The organism is Hymenobacter cellulosilyticus (assembly GCF_022919215.1).
Classification (GTDB): domain Bacteria; phylum Bacteroidota; class Bacteroidia; order Cytophagales; family Hymenobacteraceae; genus Hymenobacter; species Hymenobacter cellulosilyticus.
Window position 1 is genome coordinate 29,862 of record NZ_CP095047.1, and the last position, 19,964, is coordinate 49,825.

Genomic DNA, 19,964 nt, shown 5'->3' on the forward strand with positions numbered 1-19,964 from the left:
TAGAAACGGATAGTGGCAACCACTAAATAGTCACGAAGTGAATCCATTCTTAGAAAATGAATCTTGAATAATTCGCCTTATGGAGTTAACAACTGCAACTGCGCTAGTAACAACAGCTATTGGTGTATTGGATTATATTGGTTTAAATCCAATCAAGCTAACAGGGCGTGAAATCGGTAAGCAGAGCACCGATTACGTTAAGAAACTGATTGCGAATCCTTCTTATAAAGCACAACTCACGAAGATTATTCAGCGCCTGTTGGACGAGTGCCACCAGGAATATGGAGTTAGTCCGCTGGATACCCAGTTTAGATTCTTTCAATTTCCTGCCTTCTGGGAGATTGTGCTAACGTATCAGCTTTTTGGGGAAGACCCTCAATTATCGCCCGATGATTTTGCTGGGTCCGTACAACTTATCCGACCAACCCAGCGGGAGCTAGATGACTTTGTCGGGCGTTTAATGACTGCGATAAAGGAAGATAAGGAACTGAAAAAGCGGTTTGTTGAAGAAAACTATAAGGAAGCAGCTCTACGCTTTGCGTTAACGGGCACCCAACAGTTGGCTGAATTGATAGCACGGCCTGACGCAGTAAGCTCCGGCATCGTGAATGCTGTGCTGGACAGCGTCGAGCGAGAAGAGCTGGCAAATTATCGACCTTATTCAGCCTTACGTCAACTCCAGCGCCTACAATCGGTCGTAAGCCGTCAGTTAGCAGCGGATTTGCCACTGCAAGCAAGGTTGAACTATTTATTGGGCAAAACCCACCAGGAAATTGCCGAAACGGACCAAGCTGATAAGTTTTTCATCCAGGCATACGCGTTACACCCAATTACAATACTTTATGCCGAGCAGGCCGCCCGCGCCTATTTTAGTCAAAACTTAATGGCTGAGGCAGCTGCAACTGCCTCAGCCATTAAGGTCATGCACCCGTTAAACCCCATCGCTGCGGCCGTGCTGTTATCACTAGATAACCCTACAGATTTTGAAGCGCGTTTAGCGGAAGTACCTCAGCTAATTGCGCAGGACGAACAGTTTAAAACGACGACGTTACACCTAATGGCTGGTAAGGCCACTGCTGGTTCTGATTTGGCTGAAGTATTGTTGCGGAAGGACCTAAGCCCTTATCGTCCTAGCAAACAACTCACGCCGGAAAATCGGCGTTTTCAAATCGTGTTAGCGCTGTTCGTGATTGAGCGGGCACTGAAGCAAATTTCACCGATAATAACCATTGATGAACCTCATGTACCGCTTCGGGACGAGGCAGTGAGTGCTGCATATGAGGTAATAAAGCAGTTTACTGATTTACTACAGCCCACCGAAAAGGCTGCCTTTCTTACACATCACTACTATGTTAGAGGCTTAACTAGGTGGCTGCTTAACGGTGATATAGAAGATTACGCCGAACTACGTCGTCGCTTTAGCGCACTATCGGCGGAAGAGCGGCAGCGCTATGGCCATCAACTCGTTTTTGCGCTGTACCAAGCAGCAGAATACGAAGAAGCTCTGAAGATTATTAATCAGATTGATACTAGCAAGCTGCCCGAGCTAGGGTTTATGCGGTACACCGTGCTGCGAAAGCTTCAGCGGCCTCGTGCCGAAGTTCGCGTTGCATTGGGGCAGCACATAAAGGAATTGCAACGGATTGACGACGTCACATTTTATCGAGCACTTATCTACTTAGAGCACTGTGAAACAAACGCAGAGCAGTTGGCTATTGTCGAAGAAATTCTCCAACGCGAGCAAGTAAAGCCGGGCTTAGCAGCCACACTTTTGCAAGCACATGCGCGGGTAGCTGCGCCCGAACACCGAGAGGAGGCCATTGAGCTGCTACAAAAAGCTGCAGACTTACTGCAGCCAACCACCGATGCTGTCTATAGACAGGAGGTGGCCAACCTTTATCACGCACTGAAAGAATACGAGTTAGCTGGGGTAGTGCTGGAAGGATGGCCTGGGTTCCCGCATGCACTAGACAAAGGTGCTGAGTGGCTGCGCTTGAGTATTCAGTACCATCGGCGTAGTGACAGTGCCGAGTTGCGCGAAGGCCTGAGGGCGTGGCGGCAACAGCACGGAATTCACTCAGAATTTTGCATCTGGGAAATCCAATTAGCTGAGATGCTACGCGATTGGGAGCGGATGTTGGAAGTGGTAGCAGCTGCAAAAGGTCATATTTCAGATGTTTCGGGACTACGTTGGGCAAAACTAGTGGCCTTAAATAAGCTGCAGCGTAAACCGGAACTGGAAACCGAATTGCGAGAGATTGTGTCAGAACCGACCAGCGTTGAGCGGCGGCATGTGTTTAAGGTTGCTGAGTTGGCTGCCCGCATAGGCCACCTAGATTGGGGTCTTGAGTTGGTTTATCCGCTGGCCAGCAATAAAGACGACAAAGTAGCCCGTGGGCATTTCTTTCATCTTATGCTGGGCCAGCGGCAGGAAGAATCCCTGATGGAATATGCTCAAGCTCAAGTAGGTACTGCCCTGAAGTACAGTGTTGACGGCATTGTTCAGCCTAGACTGGCACTAACTGCGGCAATAGTTGATGGTGGACTAAATCCCCTGGCTGACGAACTCCTCGGCAAAACAAAGGGCCACAAATACCCAATGACCCACCCGGCCACGGGACGGCCAATAACGGTGGAGATTTTGGAGATTACTGATGTCTACGATGGCTTGATGCGGGAGATATTTGAAGATGGGGGCCAGAAAGATGCTACCCTTCCATTTGAGGCTATGGATATCGAAGGGCCTGAAATTGAGCATATTCATGCAGCGCTTAGCAAATTAGCGGGCGCTGAAGGGGCCGCGCGGCAAATTCGGACACAGCAACTTTTGGCTGAGTACGAAACTGGTGAAAGCACATTCTCGACGCTTACCGCAGCTCTGTTTGATGGTGATGGCTTAAATACCTGGCATACCCTCACGGCACAAAGCCAGACGGGCGTTCCTGGTGTTATGGTGCCGCCCCGAAGTGTATTCGATGCCGTATCGATATCCAGCGACCAGCAATATATCCTAGACTGGACTTCGCTTTCCTTACTCTATCAACTGAGTCAAGAATTTGAAGTTACTCCACCGCAAAGACTGGGAATTTCACTCTATATCGTAGAATTCCTCGAGGATAGGCTTCAAAAGCAGCAGAGTGCCAAACCCGTTGAAACCACCGCTGAAGTAATTGGGACGAGCGTTCGGGCTCATGTGTACCCGGTTAGCATGCATGATAGACAGATTGCTTATATACAAAGCCTGCTGGTTTGGATTAAAGCGCACTGCGAAACACGTGTGGTGGTAGAAAAGCTAGATGTGTTGCGACAGGCAACGTTGAGCGAAGGGCATCACCAGGAGCACATGCAGTATATAATCGACACAGCTTTTCTGGCGGCACCCATCAATACGCTGCTGGTTTCAGACGATACAACCTTCCTTCAGTTTTCTCTGCGTTCGGGGAATACCATTAGCTCAGAAGCATTTCTAGCAGCTTATTTTCCGGATCAGTTTCAGAAGCAATTGTTGCCTAAAATGCTAGATCTACATTACGTGGGCTTAACAATTGACAAAGATACTTTGCTTCGTGAGTTTAAGCAGGCTGGGGGAGCTTTACTGGTCGAGCACTGCAATGCCTCAAAAGCCTTCCCCGACAAGTGGTTTCGCACCCGGACACGATGCAAGAAATTACACTGTTTCTGCGTGAAGTCTATTTGCTCCCTACTCTAATGCCTGAGCAGCGGAGCCGGGCAGCTAGCTTGGTGTTATCAACTTGCCTCACCCACTTGACGCTGTCACCAAAACTAAAGACGCTGATTCAAATGATGCTTAATCTGAAATTTAATTTACTGCCTATGCAGCTGCGGGCAGTTACATCTGATTTTGAACAAGCATGGCAGATTAGCTTGAATTCCAGGAATGCATAAAACTTAAACAGCGTGTGAGGTAGCTGCAAATCCGCGATGTACAGACAGCTAGTCTTACATTTCTGCTATAAGTGTGCTTGAGTAAAGGATGGTGGCGCTCGTGAGGAATATAAGGACTGCGCAGCGTCTTATTTGAAGGTCCGCGCCTTGAGCAGGTCGGCATTGCCCAGCTTGAGCTTGAGGTTGCGCCCGCCGCCTTTCTCGTAGATTTCGATGATGAGCTGCTTCTGTTCGGGGATGGTAAACTTCTTGAAGATGTAGACCTGATGAAGCTGGCCCTTGGCGTCAATCTTTTTCAGCCCGCCGTTGAACACGTAAATGGGCGCAATCTCCAGCGCCTGTTCGGCGGTACGCTTGGCCACCTGCTTGTCCTGGATGTAGAATTTAACGAAATCCACGTCGTAGGTCACGTTTGACTTATTGGCGATGTGCAAGGGGAAAAACAGGGTTTCCTGCTTGTACCCCACATTGCCGGCGCGCACGCTAAGCTGGTTAGCACTCTCGCTGGCCGCTGAGCCGCCGGCTGCCAGGGCCTGCCGGGAATAGGCATCCAGATTGCCCTGCGGGATAGGTGAGTTCGACAGAATGGCCGCTCCCTGAGGCGATGAAGTGGACCCGGCAGCCCCCAGATCGAGGCTGAGTACCTTCGGGTCGTGCTGGTAGTTCACCACGAAGGAGTAAAGCTTGCCGTCCGATGTCAGCACAGTCATATTGGACTCAGGGAAACCCGCCGAGGCTGCCTTCACACGCACAATGTTCTCCGCGCCCGTGGCTTTGGCAGCAATCAGCCCTGAGCTGCCCAGGTCGACGTAGGTGACCGGGAAGGGAAAGACCAAGTGGGTGGTTTTCTGGTCGCTGATGTAGAGCGGATACGTCGGTAGCTTGTTGGCTTCAGAGTACTGCAACATGCGGGCTGCCGAGGTTTGGGCCAGAGCTGGAGCGCCGCCCAGGGCCAATACCAGAACACCAATAGCAAAAAGAGAGATTTTCATGAAGGTGGGTGGGGTTATTCCTTGTCTACTTTGAGCATCACATTGTACCCGGCCTTGAGGCGGACCTTGACCAGGCGGATTTTCTTCTGGCCGATGCCTTTGACCGCGCTTATGGCCACGCCGGCGGCCGCCATGGCCGGCTCGGCGCTCATCGTCATCATATCGGCCGCGCCCAGTCCTTCCGCGCCCGCCTGCTTGGCTGCGTCGCGGGTGATGGCGCCCGGAATGTGCAGACCTTCCAGGCCATCCACGTCATACACTTCCAGGGCGGCCGGAAAGACGCTGTTGCCGGATTTGAGCGTCTCAATAACAATGCTCAGGCGTTCCCCGGCCAGGCTGCACTTGCCGTAGATGAAGGTGTTGGCCGGCAGCTGGTGGCCGTTAATGACGGCCGACTCCGTGAGCCGCATTTTCACCAGCGAGCCGCTGACAACTTCCTGTGATTCGTGGATGACGGCCGGCAGGGTGTTGGCGTCCCCGCTCGCCCCGGTTTCCGTGTCAAATCCCTGAAACGATGCCGTACGCCGACGCCTTGGGCCGTTGGAGCCCAAGCGCGATACGACGGCATCATCGTCAATCGCGCGGAGCCTGGTCGAGGGCTTCTTCTTTTTAGGGGTTGCTGCCACTGCCCGCGGGGCAGCTGCACCCGCGCTGCTGGATTGGGTTAGTAGTGCGGCCATCTGCGCCTGGGCCCGGGCCTCGGATAGCTCCCGCTCGTGCTCCGAGCGCATGAGCTGCATTTGCTCTTCCGGGGTGAGAGCCCCGGGTTGGGTAGCCGGCTGCGCCGTTGTGTTGGTGGCTCCTCCGTTGAGCTGGGCCTGCTGCGCGGCAATGAGCTGCTGCTGCGCCTCGGCTACGGACCGGTCCACCGACCCATTGGGCCCGGGTCTGCCGTCGACGCCCACGGCATACGAAAGCCCGTTGCTTGTGGCAGTATCGACGCGGGCGTCCACCAGGCCCCGGTTGCGTAGGGTATCCACGGGACTTGCATAGGCCTCCAGCTTGCTTGATGTGATGGAAGCCTGCTCGGCCTTGGGCAGGTTGGTGTTGAAGCCTGACTCGGTGTTTTGCGCTTGCGCCGGCGTGCCGGTGCCGCCCCCGCCCAGGTAGAACATCACGGCCAGAAAGGGCACCCCCACCACGGGCAGGAAGGTGGCCATCTTGCGGGTCCGGTAAAATTGCGCGTCACGCGGGGTGCTGGTTGCCGTTGCCATACAGAAGGAGAGTTAGCGGGGAAGCGTGCTGAGGTCCTCGTTCTTGAGCACGCGCCAATTTTCCATCAGGAAGCCGTGGGGGTTGTTTTCCGAGCGCGTCACGTCCCGCAGCGAGCACTCGGAAAGGAAGTTGCGGGTGGTGACGGAGGTCGCCCGGATGACCCGCTGATGCCCGTAGCATCGTGCTGCCAAGGGCCGGGAGTTGGTGATGACCACGCTGTCCACGCTCATCTCCAGGCTGATGTTGGCGGCAATCAGGTCGTTGTAAAAGCCCTTCTCCTTGAAGTTCTCATACTGCCGCTTGGCGGAGTTGTCGGCCAGGTACAAGGCCTTGTCGACGTTGCTGTCAATGGCTTTCTGGTCGGGGTCGAGCGTGAAAAACAACTCGTGAAAGCGGGTGACGTGACTGCGGGCCTCCACCGGCCGGTTGGCCCGCGCGTCCCGGGCGCCGGCGGTGAGCAGCTGTCCGCCTTCCAGGACGTAGATGCGCTGCGCCGCGGCGTTGGTGGTTTGGAATGCGAAGTAGGCGATGGTGCCGGCCAGCAGCAGCACGGCCAGGATGAAGACCAGCGCCAGGGTTTTGACCTGCTGGAAGGCCGAATCAATGGTTTTCAGGGATGCGAACATGAGCGTCGGAATAGGTGGGAGAAAAGGAGCGCGAGCGGGTTAGCTCCGCATGCGGTTGATGCGCTCCCGCATGGCCGCGCCGGCCCGGTGGCCCAGAGACTCACCCCGGGTCATGTTGGCGGTGCCGGCCATTCCGGCCAGACCTTGGCCCGCGCCTACCGCGCTTCCCAGGGCATCCGCCCCGGTCCGTAGGCCCGCTCCGCCCATTGCTCCGGTTACCCCGGCGGTGGTGGCAGTGGCAGTGGTGATGAAACGCGTGGCGGCCCGCCCGATGTCGGAGCCGTCAAGGAGCATATCCGCCGCTTTGGGCACAAACAGATAGCCGGCAATGGCCAGCACGAGCATGCACAGGTAGGCGATGTCGGCCGACTCGACACTGCCGCCAGCCTGCAGCTGACGGATGTTCTCGTGGAGCATGGTCACCTGCACGTGGGCCAGCACCGCGGCGTAGATGTTCGCGACCGGTACCCAAAGCGAAATCGTGAGGAAGTAGCCAAACCATTTCATCAGCCCGCCCCCAAAGCCGGGGATGATGGCAATGCCGAAAGCCAGCGGGCCGGCCACGCTGAGCAGAACTAGCAGGAAGGTGGAGATAAGGCTGATGGCCAGCTTTGCGGCAAGAGCGCCCAGCTCCAGGATGGACTTGGTCCACTCCCGGAAGTTCTGGCCCACCGAGTACTGTACCTGGTTCATGGCTAGGCTGGCTTTGCGTCCAACATCGAGCGCCCCCAACTTGCCTAGTTCCCGCTCGTAATCTTCGTTGATTTGCATATCGGACTTGGCTTTGGCGTCGGCTGCTAATTGGTCACGCTGAGCCGTGAGGCGGTTTACTTCCGCTAGCTGGCCCATCCGTATATCATTAGTGCCGTGCGCTACGGCCGTTGTCAGGCCTCTTAGCGCCCCGCACAGCGGCACGAACAGCAGGATAGCTAGGCCGATAGCAAAGGGTCGGAGCAAGGGAAATAAATCGACAGGCTCAGCCCGAGCGATGTTGCCCCAAACCTGGCTGCTGATGTACAACAGGGCACCAATGCCCCAACGGCCCGGCCCAGGTTAATGAACAACGAGGTAAATGTGAGCATCTCCGTGTAAATGGCTTCGAGCTTTTGCTCATACACAGCCATGTTCAAATCAATAGCAGTAGGGTCCATTTAGAGAAGGGGATTAAACAAGCCAAGAGTGACCTATCTGTTGTTTAAGTAGTGCTCATTGTGAATGCCCGCCAACTGCCTTTCGCCTAAGGTGACGAGGTAGGCTTCTTTCTCAGCTATCTCCCCTACCAGAGAAACTTGCGCCGGGTCTTGGGCCTTATCAGGGTTCAGCTGGCCCAGGGCAGTAAGGTTTGCTTGGCTTCGTTCTATTAGCGAGGCGAATTGCTCTTTCGATTTCTTTTCGCGTTGCGGAGTTAGCTTTTCGTACCCTTTGAGCTGGCCGAGTTGAGCTTCGTACTCCTTTTGCTTGGCTAGCAATAACTCGTGTTGTTTGCGAATGGTGGTAACGCGAGGGTCCGGGTTGGCACTGGACGTAGGCGAGGCAACGGCCGTAGCGGAAGTGGTAGCTGTACCGGTGGTGGAGTCCGAGCCGCAGCTGGCCACGGCCAGCCCGAGCACCAAGAGGAAGGTGGTTTTCATAACTCAGAAAGGGTAGGTGGAATGGGGACGAGCTGGCTTCTTAGCGGGCCGTCATTATGGCATTCATGGCCTGGCGGTCCTGCAGCTCCTGGGCATGCTGCTGCGCGATGGCTCGGCACTTATTGCTGAAGTAGTTCATCAGGTGGTGTTGCCGGGCGATGCGGTCGGCGATGTTGTCGATGAACTCAATCCGCTCCGGGTCCGTCATCTTCGCCTTGCCCACGCTGAGCACCCCGGCCAGTTCGCTCAGCAGACCGATGTTCTCCTGCAGGATGCCCTGGTACACGGTGGCGGCCTCGCTGAGCTGGGCCGGCGAGAGCTGCTTGGTGCGCAGCTCCGGGATGGCATTCGAAAACTCGCTAATCATCTCGCTTTGGTGGGTGTAGATTTCCCGCACCCGGCGGTAGTTGCGCACCCCGGCACTGATTTGCAGCAGACTGCTGTACCACTGGTCGTGCAGCTGCTGGGTTTTGTCGATGATGCCCTTGATCCTGCCGCTGACCACTTTCATGTCGCCTGCCAGCTTCTTGCCCTGCCCCAGCAGCGTGGTAGAAACGCCCTGGTGCACAACCTGCTTGCGGGACTGGCTCTCCGCAATCGGGGCCGAGATAACGGCTTGCGCGTAAGCCGGCGCAGCGAACAGGGCCAGGCCCAGCGCGAGAACGTTGATGCTTGCTTTCATAGGAGGGCGCGTAAAAAAGTGGTAGGGCTAGCGGGCCCCCATCAGGGCGTTGAGGGCCTGTATGTCCTGCGCTTTCTGCTCGGCCAGGTGCATCTGCACGAGGTTGCGCTGGGTGTAGTAGTTGATCAGGCCCAGCTGGTCGGATATCTTGACGTCCAGCTTGTCGATGAAGCGCATGCGTTCGGCGTCGGTCATTTTGAGCATGGCCGGGCTGACGATGGTTCGCAGGTCCTGGAGCGTGTTGGAGCTTTCCGTCAGCATCTTGGTATACACGCTGGTCATCAGCGAGAGCTGTTCCGGCTGCACGTAGGGTGACTGCCGCAGGGTCTCGATGGCCGTGGAGTAGGTCTGGATGATGCGCCCCTGCTTCTCGAACACCGACTGCACGCGCCGGTAGGTACGCACCGCGGAGCTGACCTGCAGCAGCCCGTCGTACCAGGTCTTGGCCAGCTGCAGGTTCTTTTCCGAGAAGACCTTGGTCAGCTCCTGCTCCTTCACGCCGGCTTTGACCAGCAAGTTGGCCGCTTTGGAGAGGCCCTTCATGGTGTTCTGCAGCCCGGTCTGCACGCCCGACTGCACTTCCAGCACGGGGGCGGTTACCACGAGCTGCGCGGCAGCGTTGGAGGCGCTGAGCGCCAGCATGGCCCCGCCCAGGAGGATGACTTTCGTTTTCATGCTTTTTCCCTTTTGTTGAAATCAGGCGCCCACCCCTTCCCGCAGCTCGGCGGCGAACAGCTTGATGGCCGTGGGCATGTCGCCGGTCTGGCGGAACTTCTCGAACAGCCGCACTTTCTCGGTTTCCTCGGTGGTGTAGGTCACGTACTCTTCCTTCGACACCTCAATGGCGTAGACCTTGGAGACGACCCCACCCAGGCTGATGAATACCTCGGTGTAGCGGCCTCGGGCGGCCTTGTTGTCGCGGTTGATGCTCAGCACCAAGTCCTTTTCCTTGGGCGTGAGCGAGAGCAGGGCCTGTATCTCATCGAAGCGGCCCAAGAACTTGCGCTGGTCGAGCAGAATCTTGCAGTCCGAGTTGTTGATGATGGCGTCCTTGACTAGCTCGTTGCCGATGATGTCGTCAATCTCCTGGGTCACCACGATGGCCTCGCCGAAGAACTTGCGCACCGTCTTGAAGAGGTACTTGATGTAGGCGGCCATGCCCGGCGTGGTCAGCGCTTTCCAGGCTTCCTCAATCAGAATCATCTTCCGCACCCCCTTGAGCTTGCGCATCTTGGAGATGAAGGTTTCCATGATGATGAGCGTGACCACCGGAAACAGGATGGGGTGGTCCTTGATGTTGTCGAGTTCGAAGACGATGAAGGGGGCCTGCACCAGGTCCAGCTCCTTTTCTGAATTGAGCAGGTAGTCGTACTCCCCGCCCCGGTAGTAGGGCCCGAGCACGTAGAGGAAGTTGTCGATGTCGAAGTCCTTTTCGCGCACCTTTTCCTCTTCCAGCACTCTTCGATACGTGGTTTTTACAAACTCGTAGAACGTGTTGAAACTGGGCTTGATATGCGCGTTGGCTTCGAGCATCACGTAATACAAACTCACGGCCGTGGACAGTGACACGTACTCGGACTGGCTCACCGTCTCGTCGTCTTTTTTCCAGAGCGCCTGCAGCAGCGTTTTGATGGATTCCTTCTTCTCGACGTCCAGCTTGCCCGAAATCAGGAAGGGGTTGAAGGCAATCGGGTCATCCTCCTCGTAGGTGAAGTACACCCCGCCCACCAGTTCGCAGAGGCCTTTGTAGGAGTTGCCGGTGTCGACCAGCAGCACGTGGGCGCCCTGCTCGTAGTACTGGCGCACCATGTGGTTGGTGAAAAACGACTTGCCCGAGCCCGAGGGGCCCAGCACGAACTTGTTGCGGTTGAAGATAATTTGCCGCTTCATGGGCTCGTCCGAGAGGTCCACCAGCACGGGCTTGCCGGTGAGCCGGTCGGAGAGCTTGACGCCCTTGGTGGCGCCCGTACTGCGGTAATTGGTTTCGCAGGCCCAGAAGCAGACGGCCTGCTCGATGAAGGTGTAGAAGGTTTCCTCGGAAGGGAAGTCGCCGGCGTTGCCCGGGATGCCGCCCCAGTAGAGCGCAGCGATGTCCACCGTGTTCTGCCGGGGCTTGCAGTTCATGGCGTTGAAGGCGGCATTCACGAGCTTGCGCACCTCACTCAGCGTGTCCTCCTTATGGGACCAGGTAAGCACGTTGCAGTGCACCCGCACCGGGCGGCGCTTGTGGGTTAGCAGTTCGTTGAGGAAGGCATTGTAGTACGCGTGGTTGATGGCGTTTTGCCGCGAGTAGAGCGAGAGCGAGTTGAGCCGGTCCTTCTTCTGCTCGAAGGTTTTGACCGTCTTCTGGGTGTTATCCAGGAACACGTACTGGTTCAGGATGTGATTACAGCCCAACAGCAACCCCAGCGGGGCGGCGAAGGAGATGGGAAAGTCGGAGTGCTCGGTGCTGTAGGGCTCGTAGCGAATGTCCGTTTCCACCGACGTGGGCAAGTCATCGAGGTTGGCCACCGAGAACATCTGGCAGTACTCGGTGCCTACTTTCAGGCCGCCCGTCAAATCCAGATCCACCTGCCGGGCCTGGTCGGACAGATCCAGGGCCAGGTACTTTTCCAGCAGGCCCGCTGCCTGCTCGGTGCCGGCCAGCTCATCGGAGGTCAGGCGGTGGGACTTGATGTAGGGCGCAGAAGTGGGCCCCACCCCTTCCAGCGTGCGCACGAACTGGCCGACGCTGTCGAAAAAACTTTCCAGCTCCCGGGCGTCGAGCATCTGGCGGGGCACGATGTGGCGCCGGGCCAGCAGGCCGGCCGAACTGCCCCAGTCCGGGCGCTCGGAGGAGCACTTGGTGATGTACAGGTAGCAGAAGTGGTTGAGGAAGGGCCGCTCGTGGAAGTGGCGCTCGTAGGAGGAGGAAAGCAGCGTGCGCTCGGCCTCGAAGCCCGGAGCGTACTGGTCCTCCACGTACCAGTCCTGCTTGTGCACCACGCAGTGGTCGGGCAGCAGGCGCACGGCCTTGACAAAGGCCGCTTGCAGCTGGGCGTAGTCTTCCCGCGAGAGGGTGAAGATTTCGGGCAGCTCCAACCGGAAGGCCACCGTCACGTCGGCATTCTTCGAGACCAGGCAGTCCTTTTCCACCTTGTAGATGGGCTGCTTGGATTCCAGGGAAGCGGAGGGCAGAACCTTGTTGCTCATGGGCAGAAAAGCACCCGGACCGGCCGCTACGCGCGGCCAGCCAAGTCCTCGTTAAGGCGTTGGAATAAGCGGCTGTGCCGGTTGGTAATGTACTTGGGCGAGGAGCGGCGGGCCGCGGCCTTCATCAGCCCGTGCTCGCCATACTTGCGGTTCAGGGCAAAGACCCCGGCCCACATCCCGCCCCCGGCGGCGAAGGTGAGCAGCATGGTCAGCAGCAGCGGCACGCCCGTCAGGTAGCCCGTCACGAACAGGGCAAACACGAAGGCGATGCCGGCCACCAGAAAGTAGATGTTGCTTCCCACCAGCCCCTTGAACTCCACGGGCTTGTTGATGCCCCGGTTCAGGTCGTACACGGGCATGGCCGGCGGCTTAGAGGAAGAACGAACGGACCACCGTGGCCACGATGACCAGGAAGATCATGGAGCCAAACCACGACACCGCCGTTTTCTGGGTGTCCTGGTCGCCCGAGTTCCACTTGCTATACACCTTGATGGCGCCGACCAGACCCAGCACCGCGCCGATGGCATACATGAGCTTGGTGAGCGGGTCAAAGTAGCTGGTCACCTGCGTGGTCGCATCCTGAATGCCGGCCGTGCCATTGCCGCCACCGGTCTGGGCATAGAGCTGTGGCGAAGCGAGCAGGAGCGCGAGCAACACCAGGGAAGTGAAAAGATCCTTCTTGTTCATGGCAACAGGGTAAGAAATTGGCGGAAAGGGAATGGGAGGGAAGAAATGCGGGCTGTCGGGCTACACCTCGTCGGCTTCGAAGAGGGCGGCTAGCTCGGCGTTGTAGTGGTCCAGGTGCTGGGCCATCTGCTCGGCCAGGCAGGAGCCCTGCAGGCCGGCAGGCAGGGGCGGGTTCTGCCCGGCCTGCAGCCGGGCGATGTATTCGCTGACCGAGTCGGCATCCACTAACTGCGCCGAGGGCTCGGCTGTGATAATGTCGAGCAGGGAAGCCACGGGTTCGTCGAAGGAGGCAAGCGGCTCGTAGCCGGCCAGTAGTGGTTCAACCGGTAAGGTCTCCGGATCCAGGGCCTGGGCGGTGGGCTGAGCTTCGTCTTCCCCGGAATGCGAAGGCACCTGCTGCCGGACCAGCGCCGCCAGCCGTTCATCCGCCTGGTCAGCCTCTTCGGTCCGGGCTTCGTCCTGCAGCTGCGCCTCGGGCTGCGCAGCATGGGCGGCCTCCAGGGCAGTGGCCTCGTGCATACGCTCGTCCTGACCGGTAGCAGCCGCACTGGAAGCGGGCAACTCCCCTCCTACTACTGGCTCAGCCGCCGTGGGCAGGTTTTCTGCTGCGCCGGCGGCGGGCTTTCCGTTTCCGCATCGGCAGGTGCGGAACCTGCTGACGCGGCAGCCGGAGCGAAGGCAGAGGTTGGGCGCACCAGCGCCGGCGGAGCAACCACACCGGTTGCATTCGCAGTCAGGGCAGGACTGCCAGACTTCCGACGGGACGAGAGCAGGCCGGTGAGCTCCTGCCGGTAATACAGTAATCCAACCACCAGGTAGTAGAGCAGGACCAGAGCCAGGATAAACAGGCCAAACTGGCTCCAGGAGTAAGCGCTGAGCATCGGCAGGCAACATGCGTGACACCCCGGGGCAGCTGACCCGGGCGGGAACATGCCAAACCGGAGTTTGACGCTGCAAACCTATCGGGGCCCTACACCCGATTGGTAGAAAGTTGACGAACGGTTGAAAATGGGTGGTGAGGTGCAGAAGCCGCACACGAACGGCAGGCAGCAGGAGCCGCATTCCGCACACTCCAGCCCGGCCCCCTCCCCAGGCCAGGACTGTGCTAACGCGGCATAAAAAAAGGCCGCCCCATAGTGGAGCGGCCCTTTTGCCGGTTAAGTAAGTGTAGTGTCCGAAAGACGGCCCGAAATAGGCCGCCTGTTAGGCGTGCATGAGCACGAAGTCCGCCGGGATGTGGAGCTTGGTGTGCAGGCGCCGGGCCAGGTCGATGTTGACCGCGCGCTTGCCGTTGAGCACCTCACTCAGGCGGCTGTTGGTGATGCCCAGCAGCTGTGCCAATTCCTGTTTCTTGAGGCGGTGCTCGAACATGTAGCGCTCGATGCGGTAAATAAGCGTATCTGGATGCACAGGAGCATGCCCGTGGCTTTCTTCATAGGCTTCGAGGGCATTGCCCAGGGCCTCCATTTCCGCCAGATTAGCGGGGTTGTTACTATCGAGGGCTTCCAAGCGGCTCATACCGGCCTGGTACTCTGCATCTGTTTGGATAGTCATGTTGTACGGTCTTTTAGAGTTTACTAGAGGGTAGAGAGGCTGCTCCCCGGCTCAGAGATTTGAAATGTCTGAGATGCGGTCATATTCAGCGTGGGTGCCGATAAAGCGGATGAAAATCTGGCCTGTGAACTCCGGTAGCTTGGAATAGTCAACCTTGACTATCAAGCGGTACCGATTGCGAAGCAAGTTGAAAACCCAGCGGTTATTGCCCACGTGGGTGGCACTGGGGTCGTAGGCTTTCACATCCGCCGCATTGCTCCAACTCGCAGCTTTCATATCCTTGTACACTTCCCAAATCTCTTTGGCTACATCCTGGTGTTCAATGGCATAATCTCTTATAGTTTTTTGTTTTAATACATTCATAATGTGATTGTTACTATTTTAAATCTTCTATTACATGCGTTGCTGTTTAGTGGCTAACATTACAAAGATACGTTAAATTTACCAAAAACGAAAATATTTTACCAATAACGAAAAATAATGCCTTAGCTTGCGAACGGCCCTTTTCGTGTTACAGGAGTCATCTGAGCCAGTAGCCGGTGCTTTGCCCCGCTGCCCAATTACCCTGTCAAGCGACACAGTTCGTAGAAGGGCCTATGCTTGTACCTGAACTAACGCTGGTAGCAACTGGCCGGCGGTTGGCCTTCGCCAGCCACGCTTACGAACGCGCCCACATATTCCGCCGCGTCGGCAGATCCGCTGGCCCCTGGCACCGTGTGGCCGTTAATGCCCGCTCTCCCTTTCTGGACGAGGATGTGCTCGCGCCGGGTACGGTTGTGGAATACTATATCCACGTGCAAGACGAAGCGGGCGATGGTGCGCCCCAGGAGCGCAGCCATCTGCTTAGCATCACGACATAAAGAGGGGAAGCCCCGGGCAGTTGCAGGATGGCATGGTGGGGTCGGCTTCCGCTGACCAAGCTTCTCTTTCTCCGCCATCAAGGCACCTTAGCCCACCAGGTGAATCCGGTTCTTGAGCTCGTCTTTGCAAGAGCGGCTGACCGGGATGTAATCCTTGCCCAGCAGCACACTGCTTTCCTCATAGGCCTGCACGTGGTCGAGGTTCACGATGTGAGAGCGGTGGGTCTTCAAAAACTGGTCGGGCAGCTTCTGCTCCAGCTCCTTGAGGGTAGAGTCAAATACGAAGTTCTCTTTGACCGTGTGCAGGCGCACGTAGTTCTGCAGGGCCTCGAAGTAGAGGATGTCCCGGAGCAGCACCTTGACGTGGCCCGAGCCTTTGCGCACGAACAGGTATTCCTTGAACTTGGGGCAGCGCTCGGCGGCGCCCAACATCTCGTCGCCAGCGGCTCCCGCCAGGTCCATTACCGGACCGGTAGGCCCGGCCTGGTAGGCATTGTAGAGGGCGAGCTCAATCTGAGCCCGCAGGGAATCATCCGTGAAGGGCTTGACCAGGTAGCCGTAGGGCTGGGCCCGCTTGGCGCGGTTGAGCGTGGCCGAGTCGGAGCGGGCGGTGAGAAACACCACGGGCACGGCAAACTGCCGACGCACCAACAGGGCTGTGGCAATGCCATCACAGTCGCCGGCGATATTGATATCCATCAGCACCAGTTCCACGGGGTGGCGGGCCATGACACCAAGCGCCTCGTCCCCATTGTCCACGGGTTCCAGGGGATGGTGGCCCAGACGGGTGAGCCCGCGGGCGATTTCATCGGCAATCAGAATCTCATCTTCGACAATCAGGATAGTGGCCATGGGATACGAGCGTGTGGGTGGGAAGCGAGTAGCACAGAACCTCAGGAGCGAGTGACTTCAATGCAGGTTCCGGTCGGGTGATGCGCCGTGGCTGTTAGGCTGGCTTTTAGCTGCTTGGCCAGAGACGTAACGAGCTGCAGGCCCAGCGATTCGGGCTTGCTGGTGAGCCCCGCGTCGGGTAGGCCTACCCCATTATCAATGACGCGCAGCTGGAACCCATGGGGCATGTGAGCTTTGTCAGCGTGATGTGCAGCCTGCTGCGGGTCTGGGGGTGAAGGCATGCTTGTACGCGTTGGTAACCAGCTCATTGACCAGCAGGCCGAAGGCGCTGGCCTCCCGAGCATCCATCACGACGGCATCAAGCTCGGCGCTGAGCTCGATGGGCTGCTGCGCGGAGTTAAGGGACGTGTGCAGGGAGTTTAGCAGCTCGGCCAGGTAGGTGTCCAAGCGTACGTGGGCCAGATTATCGGCCCGGTAGAGGAAGTCGTGCACCAGGGCCATACTTTGGATGCGTGCCCGACTGCTGGTAAGCTCGTCGACCACAGCCGGGTCCGACGAGCGGCTGCTCTGCCAGGCCAGCAGGCTGCTGATCAGCTGCAGATTGTTTTTCACCCGGTGATGGATTTCCTGCACCAGGACTTCCTTTTCGGCCACGGCCGCCTTCAGCTCCCGGTGGGCGCCGGCCAGCAGAACGCGGTTACGGCGCAGGTGCCAGTACGCGAAGCAAGCGCCAGCTAGTCCCAGGGTCAGCAGCCAGGCGACGCCGAGCAAGGCGCGCTGGCGCTGCTGCTCCCGCGCCTGAGCTACGGCCATACGGGCCTCCTGCTGGGACAATAGCTGCAGCTGCTGGTTCCGGACCGGTAGCTCCCGTTGGATTTGCTGCGCAGGTGCCGCTGCTGGCTGCGCTGGGCGGGCTCCTGCTGCAGGGGCAGGCGGGGAAGAACCGGCCCTAAGGGAGGGTAGCTTCCTGCCAACGACGGGGAGCACCCCCTCCCCTGCTCACCCGCCTCATAGCTGAGCAGAGCGGCGAAAAAAAGGACGATTCCTAGCGGCATGGCTGGCTGCTACGTGGAACCATCTGGCTGGCAGCCATCAGAGGCTGGCCATCTAGAGGTGTTCGACTGGTAGCGGCCCGCGGGCGCATGGAAAGCGGGGTGGGAAACAGAAGCGATAAACTGGATAGAGCAGACTGGTACTCGAGCATAGGGAGGTAGCGCAGAAAATGTCTGAAGGGATGTTTGCTCCAAACTCCTACCCTCCGTCACCGGGGTATCGATAATCATGTGAAAGGCGGTAATACGCGAGTACATACCGGCAAGGCTGCCGTCAATAGCCGTCGGTATCCACCGGCATTCAATTCGCTAGAGCGTTACCCCTACATGCGAGGGCAGTCGTCTGGTAGCCGTAACGGGCAAGTAATCTGACTTGTGCCAGCAGGAGCGTCCACCAGTAGCCCGTAAGAAATGGGTTAGGAGTAGACGATGCCTACGTAAAGCACTTACAGTTGCGCGACAGTCCGTGAGTTGCACACGGTTCCTTGCTTGGCTCGGTCTTACCCGAAACCCCCGCTACGGTAATTGAAAAATGCAAAGAACGGATGCTGCTTCATACGATACAGGCGATACGCTGGTTGCTATATATAGGCCTTTTTAGTGGTAAAAACGCGCTTTCCTGCTCTTTGGCAATCGGCAAATGCCTTGTAGCCAGTGAGCGTACCCCAGTAGGCAAGCGCTTACGGAAGCGTGCAAAAAAGCAACAGTTCCTACTAACGTACCCGCCTTGGCCAGGACAGCAGCGGGCCGCCCGACCGGGCTAAGCGTTGTGGCAGCAGCCATCAGTGGTTGATTCGATGGGCAACCATCGGAGGCTACGCTGGGTTGAGCTTGTCGGCAGGCAAGACAGAATAAGGTCGGAACAGGAACACGTATAGCCAGGGTTGCACCTCAGGGCGCAACCCTATCCGCCATAACAGGACTTGTTGCCCTTATTTCTTCGGCGTCATCATCTGGCGCATCTGCTTTTTCATGGCCTTCTGAATCTGTGCCTCGTGGTCGGCCCGGAAGCGGGTCAGGATGTTATGGATGATGTCCGGGGCGGAGGCGCCGTTACCGAGCAGAAACCCCATGTTGGTGAAGAACTGCTGGTGGTCGGCCGTGATGCGCAGCGTAGTGCCCTTCTTTTCACTGGACGGCACGAACAGCCGGGCTAGGTCCAGCTCGCCGGATTCGCTAGGCACTGAGGCCTCCATCTGCGGGGCATCCATCTCCGCGTCCTCCTCGGCCTCCGGCTCGGCTTCACCCTTTGCCGGGGCGGAGGCTGCCTTGGGCGACGCAGCGGGCCCCTCCCCTACCCTCTTCGCCGGCGCCGTTGCTGGCGCGGCCTTCCCATGGGCAGGTGTCTCCACGACCGGCGGAGCCGCTGCTTTCTTTCCCTCTGGTTCCTGTACCGGCTCCGGCACGGGCGCAGCCGCCGGGGCTACGGCTGACGGCGCGGCCGGAGCTTCCACCGGCGCCGGGCTGGCGGGGCGTCTCTCCCATGAGGCTGAACGCCGCGACGCCCGAAGTAAGCGCCGCTAAATCACGTTGGCGCCGAGCGGCTGCTTCTTCTTTCGATTCTGGTGTTTTCTTGGCCATGAGGAGAGGAGGTTATTTGGCGTTGTCGTCGAGGGTGGTGGCAGGCGTGGACTGCTCGAACTCTACCGGCGCGAACTCCAGGCGCTTGCCCGAAGGCGTCACCGCGCCCTGCCCGACCACCAGCGTCAGTATCTCGGTAATGAGGTTGCCCAGCCCAAGCTTTCTCAACTCTTTTTCGGGCATGGGGAACATCGTGGAGCGCTTGTCCTTGATGCTGACTAGGGACTCCACCCGGCTGTTGAGCAGCGGGTAGCCCTTCTCGCGAAACAGGTCAGCGGTTTTGGTGTAGACCGTGCGCTTCTCGGCCTTGAGAAACTTGTTCCAGAAGGCGTAGAAACCCACCAGGTTGGATTCAGGCCGTTGCGCCTGGGTGAAGTTGCCCAGGATGTGCATATAGGACATCGTGGAGGCAATAGTGCCCATGTCCGGCTCCATGGGCAGGAAGATGTAGTCCACCCGCTCCAGCAGCTCGCTCAGGCCCGAGACGTTTACCGTGCCCGGCGTGTCGACCAGGATGAAGTCAAACTCTTTCTCCGCCAGCGTGTCAATGGCGTCCACAGCCTTTTCCATGCTGGAAATGGCGATGGGATACGGGGTGACGCCCTGCTTGATAAGCCGCTCCTGAAAGGCCACGTCCGATTGCAGCAACTGCTGCTCGTGGTTGCGGTAGGCGTGCAGGGTATTTTGCGGATAGTCGCAGTCGAGCATGGCCACCTTGTAGCCGTAGAGGTAGCAGAGCGCCGAGGCGACGTGCGTCCCAATGGTTGACTTGCCCGCCCCTCCTTTCTGAGTCGCGAAGGCAATTACACGGGGTTTATTCATAAAGGGAAGAGCGGTTGAAGGCGTTATGTTTCAGAGATGATTTTGCTTCATTGCTCCAATACTTCAAAGAAGCATCGAAGCAATGCTTCACTGCTTCAATATATCAGTGTTTATGTGATGCGTTGAAGCAACGAAGTAATTCTTCAAAGATATAGCGAAGCAATGAGACTACGAAGCAGTGAAGCAATGAAAATTAGAAGCACTGAAGTAGTACTTCATAGAAGCACTGAATTATTGCTTCAATGAAGCATTGAAGCGATGATGCGAAGAAGCGTCATATCGCAGATCAATTGTACAAACTTCATGATGCTT

General features: G+C 57.6%; 22 protein-coding genes and 1 riboswitch. Of the genes, 2 read left to right on the plus strand and 20 right to left on the minus strand.

Annotated elements, in window-relative coordinates; all coding sequences use genetic code 11:
• The first annotated feature begins 79 nt into the window (after positions 1-79).
• On the plus strand, positions 80-3,709 hold the full coding sequence (locus tag MUN79_RS28670; protein WP_244678498.1) for a PIN domain-containing protein: 3,630 nt from the start codon (positions 80-82) through the stop codon (positions 3,707-3,709).
• Positions 3,710-4,034: 325 nt separating this feature from the next.
• Here MUN79_RS28670 and traN read toward each other — a convergent pair whose 3' ends face one another.
• The 15 genes from traN to MUN79_RS28745 all read right to left on the minus strand — a co-directional run bounded on the left by traN (position 4,035) and on the right by MUN79_RS28745 (position 14,848).
• On the minus strand, positions 4,035-4,898 hold the full coding sequence (gene traN, locus MUN79_RS28675) for a conjugative transposon protein TraN (protein ID WP_244678499.1): 864 nt from the start codon (positions 4,896-4,898) through the stop codon (positions 4,035-4,037).
• 14 nt (positions 4,899-4,912) lie between these two features.
• The gene (gene traM / locus MUN79_RS28680) at positions 4,913-6,112 is read right to left on the minus strand and encodes a conjugative transposon protein TraM (RefSeq protein WP_244678500.1); all 1,200 of its coding nucleotides are present in this window, start codon (positions 6,110-6,112) and stop codon (positions 4,913-4,915) included.
• A 12-nt stretch (positions 6,113-6,124) separates the two neighbouring features.
• Positions 6,125-6,739 (minus strand): conjugative transposon protein TraK, encoded by a 615-nt coding sequence (traK, locus tag MUN79_RS28685; protein WP_244678501.1) that lies wholly within the window; start codon positions 6,737-6,739, stop codon positions 6,125-6,127.
• Positions 6,740-6,778: 39 nt separating this feature from the next.
• Complete coding sequence (locus tag MUN79_RS28690; protein WP_511177095.1) at positions 6,779-7,759, minus strand: TraJ family protein; 981 nt, start codon at positions 7,757-7,759, stop codon at positions 6,779-6,781.
• Positions 7,669-7,890, minus strand: a complete 222-nt coding sequence (locus MUN79_RS28695) for a hypothetical protein (RefSeq protein WP_244678503.1) — start codon at positions 7,888-7,890, stop codon at positions 7,669-7,671. The genes MUN79_RS28690 and MUN79_RS28695 overlap by 91 nt, the downstream gene beginning before the upstream one ends.
• Positions 7,891-7,923: 33 nt before the next feature.
• Positions 7,924-8,370 (minus strand): hypothetical protein, encoded by a 447-nt coding sequence (locus MUN79_RS28700; RefSeq protein ID WP_244678504.1) that lies wholly within the window; start codon positions 8,368-8,370, stop codon positions 7,924-7,926.
• A gap of 40 nt (positions 8,371-8,410) precedes the next feature.
• Complete coding sequence (locus MUN79_RS28705) at positions 8,411-9,052, minus strand: hypothetical protein (RefSeq protein ID WP_244678505.1); 642 nt, start codon at positions 9,050-9,052, stop codon at positions 8,411-8,413.
• 27 nt (positions 9,053-9,079) lie between these two features.
• The gene (locus tag MUN79_RS28710) at positions 9,080-9,727 is read right to left on the minus strand and encodes a hypothetical protein (RefSeq protein WP_244678506.1); all 648 of its coding nucleotides are present in this window, start codon (positions 9,725-9,727) and stop codon (positions 9,080-9,082) included.
• 21 nt (positions 9,728-9,748) lie between these two features.
• Positions 9,749-12,244 carry a TraG family conjugative transposon ATPase gene (locus MUN79_RS28715; protein ID WP_244678507.1) on the minus strand — a complete coding sequence of 832 codons (2,496 nt, stop codon included), beginning with the start codon at positions 12,242-12,244 and terminating at the stop codon, positions 9,749-9,751.
• A gap of 26 nt (positions 12,245-12,270) precedes the next feature.
• The gene (locus tag MUN79_RS28720; RefSeq protein WP_244678508.1) at positions 12,271-12,603 is read right to left on the minus strand and encodes a DUF4133 domain-containing protein; all 333 of its coding nucleotides are present in this window, start codon (positions 12,601-12,603) and stop codon (positions 12,271-12,273) included.
• Between the two features lie 10 nt (positions 12,604-12,613).
• Positions 12,614-12,931 carry a DUF4134 domain-containing protein gene (locus MUN79_RS28725; protein WP_244678509.1) on the minus strand — a complete coding sequence of 106 codons (318 nt, stop codon included), beginning with the start codon at positions 12,929-12,931 and terminating at the stop codon, positions 12,614-12,616.
• A 60-nt stretch (positions 12,932-12,991) separates the two neighbouring features.
• A complete protein-coding gene (locus tag MUN79_RS28730) occupies positions 12,992-13,450 on the minus strand; it encodes a hypothetical protein (RefSeq protein ID WP_244678510.1) in 459 nt (152 codons plus the stop codon).
• Positions 13,451-13,503: 53 nt separating this feature from the next.
• Entirely contained in the window at positions 13,504-13,812 is a 309-nt protein-coding gene (locus MUN79_RS28735; protein WP_244678511.1) for a hypothetical protein, read from the minus strand.
• A 322-nt stretch (positions 13,813-14,134) separates the two neighbouring features.
• Positions 14,135-14,485 (minus strand): helix-turn-helix domain-containing protein, encoded by a 351-nt coding sequence (locus MUN79_RS28740; protein ID WP_244678512.1) that lies wholly within the window; start codon positions 14,483-14,485, stop codon positions 14,135-14,137.
• 51 nt (positions 14,486-14,536) lie between these two features.
• Positions 14,537-14,848 carry a type II toxin-antitoxin system HigB family toxin gene (locus MUN79_RS28745; RefSeq protein ID WP_244678513.1) on the minus strand — a complete coding sequence of 104 codons (312 nt, stop codon included), beginning with the start codon at positions 14,846-14,848 and terminating at the stop codon, positions 14,537-14,539.
• Between the two features lie 233 nt (positions 14,849-15,081).
• Here MUN79_RS28745 and MUN79_RS28750 point away from each other — a divergent pair, with 233 nt between their 5' ends.
• Positions 15,082-15,345, plus strand: a complete 264-nt coding sequence (locus tag MUN79_RS28750) for a hypothetical protein (RefSeq protein WP_244678514.1) — start codon at positions 15,082-15,084, stop codon at positions 15,343-15,345.
• 87 nt (positions 15,346-15,432) lie between these two features.
• Here the strand turns inward: MUN79_RS28750 and MUN79_RS28755 are convergent, their stop codons facing one another.
• The 5 genes from MUN79_RS28755 to MUN79_RS28775 all read right to left on the minus strand — a co-directional run bounded on the left by MUN79_RS28755 (position 15,433) and on the right by MUN79_RS28775 (position 19,652).
• Positions 15,433-16,197: a LytR/AlgR family response regulator transcription factor gene (locus MUN79_RS28755; RefSeq protein ID WP_244678515.1), complete on the minus strand. Its 765-nt coding sequence runs from the start codon at positions 16,195-16,197 to the stop codon at positions 15,433-15,435.
• 41 nt (positions 16,198-16,238) lie between these two features.
• Positions 16,239-16,424, minus strand: coding sequence for a hypothetical protein (locus MUN79_RS28760; RefSeq protein ID WP_244678516.1), 186 nt, complete (start codon positions 16,422-16,424; stop codon positions 16,239-16,241).
• Between the two features lie 10 nt (positions 16,425-16,434).
• A complete protein-coding gene (locus tag MUN79_RS28765; RefSeq protein WP_244678517.1) occupies positions 16,435-17,031 on the minus strand; it encodes a sensor histidine kinase in 597 nt (198 codons plus the stop codon).
• Between the two features lie 561 nt (positions 17,032-17,592).
• A riboswitch (cobalamin riboswitch) is annotated at positions 17,593-17,779 on the minus strand.
• A gap of 402 nt (positions 17,780-18,181) precedes the next feature.
• Positions 18,182-18,433 (minus strand): hypothetical protein, encoded by a 252-nt coding sequence (locus tag MUN79_RS28770; RefSeq protein ID WP_244678518.1) that lies wholly within the window; start codon positions 18,431-18,433, stop codon positions 18,182-18,184.
• 409 nt (positions 18,434-18,842) lie between these two features.
• Positions 18,843-19,652, minus strand: a complete 810-nt coding sequence (locus MUN79_RS28775) for a ParA family protein (protein WP_244678519.1) — start codon at positions 19,650-19,652, stop codon at positions 18,843-18,845.
• Positions 19,653-19,964: the final 312 nt, after the last annotated feature.